Source organism: Actinoplanes sp. NPDC048791 (assembly GCF_040650095.1).
Classification (GTDB): Bacteria; Actinomycetota; Actinomycetes; order Mycobacteriales; family Micromonosporaceae; genus Actinoplanes.
Genome location: NZ_JBEZGQ010001740.1, coordinates 1 through 1044, shown reverse-complemented (window position 1 = coordinate 1044; position 1044 = coordinate 1). Strand labels below are relative to the sequence as shown.

Genomic DNA, 1044 nt, shown 5'->3' with positions numbered 1-1044 from the left:
GGAGGCCGGGAGGTCGAGCGGCGCGCGGGCCGGTGCCGCGACCGGCTCGGCGTCGGCCCTCGGCGGCGCCGGGCTCAGCCACTGCGCGATCAGGATGGTGGCGTCGTCCTGGAGGTGGCCGTGCTGGTGGTCGAGGATGGCGTGGACCAGCCGGCGGGTCGTCTCGGGCAGCGGCAGGTCCTCGGCGGCGGTCCGGCACGCGAAGGTCACCAGCCGGTCGAGGCCGAACTCCTCGCCGCCGGGGGAGCGGGCCTCGGTGATGCCGTCGGTGTGCAGCAGCACCAGGTCGCCCGGGACCAGCTGCTCCTCGACGACCAGCGGTGGCCGCTGATCACCGAGGACGACGGGCAGGGCGGTGGGGGTGGGCAGCACCTTGACCATCCGGCCGCCGCGCAGCACCATCCCGCTCGGGTGGCCCGCGGAGATCACCCGCAGCCGGCCGGTGCGCTGGTCCAGCTCCGCGAGCACGGCGGTGATCAGGCCGGACCGGTCGTGGTCGCGGATCGCGGCGTCGATGTGGTGGTACGTGGCGATCAGGTCGAGATCCAGGCGACGGGCATTGCGGTACGCCGCCAGCGCCAGCGACACCAGCATGACCGACCGCATCCCGCCGGCCGAGCCGTGCCCGGTGGCGTCGAAGAGGGCCAGGTGCGCGGTGTCGCCGTTGACCGCGTAGTCGAACGCGTCCCCGCCGACGTCGTAGCAGGGCTCCAGCATCCCGCTGATCATCACGTGCCCGGTGGAGAACGACAGTGGTGGCAGCTGGCCGCGCAACAGTTCCGCGGCCAGCTGCATGGGCTTACGACGGCGTACCTTCTCCAGCACGTCGCTGTACTGCGCGCGGGTGATCAGCAGCTCGGCGAACAGCGAGGCCAGGGTCATGCAGTCGTCGACGGCCCGGTCGTCCAGCGGCGTGCCGGCGGCGATCTCCAGCACGCCCAGGCGCTCGACACCGTCGAGGATCGGCACCCACAGCCCCGCTCCCTGGTCCTCCGCGGCGGGGCAGGGGACCGACCGCGTGTACGCCCGCCCGGCCGGGGTGCC

1 protein-coding gene is annotated in these 1044 nt (G+C 73.8%); it reads right to left on the bottom strand.

What is annotated here, in order from left to right; translation table 11 throughout:
- The coding region (locus tag AB0C29_RS50085; protein WP_360835666.1) for a PP2C family protein-serine/threonine phosphatase at positions 1 to 969 on the bottom strand (969 nt) is incomplete at its 3' end.
- Positions 970 to 1044 lie beyond the last annotated feature (75 nt).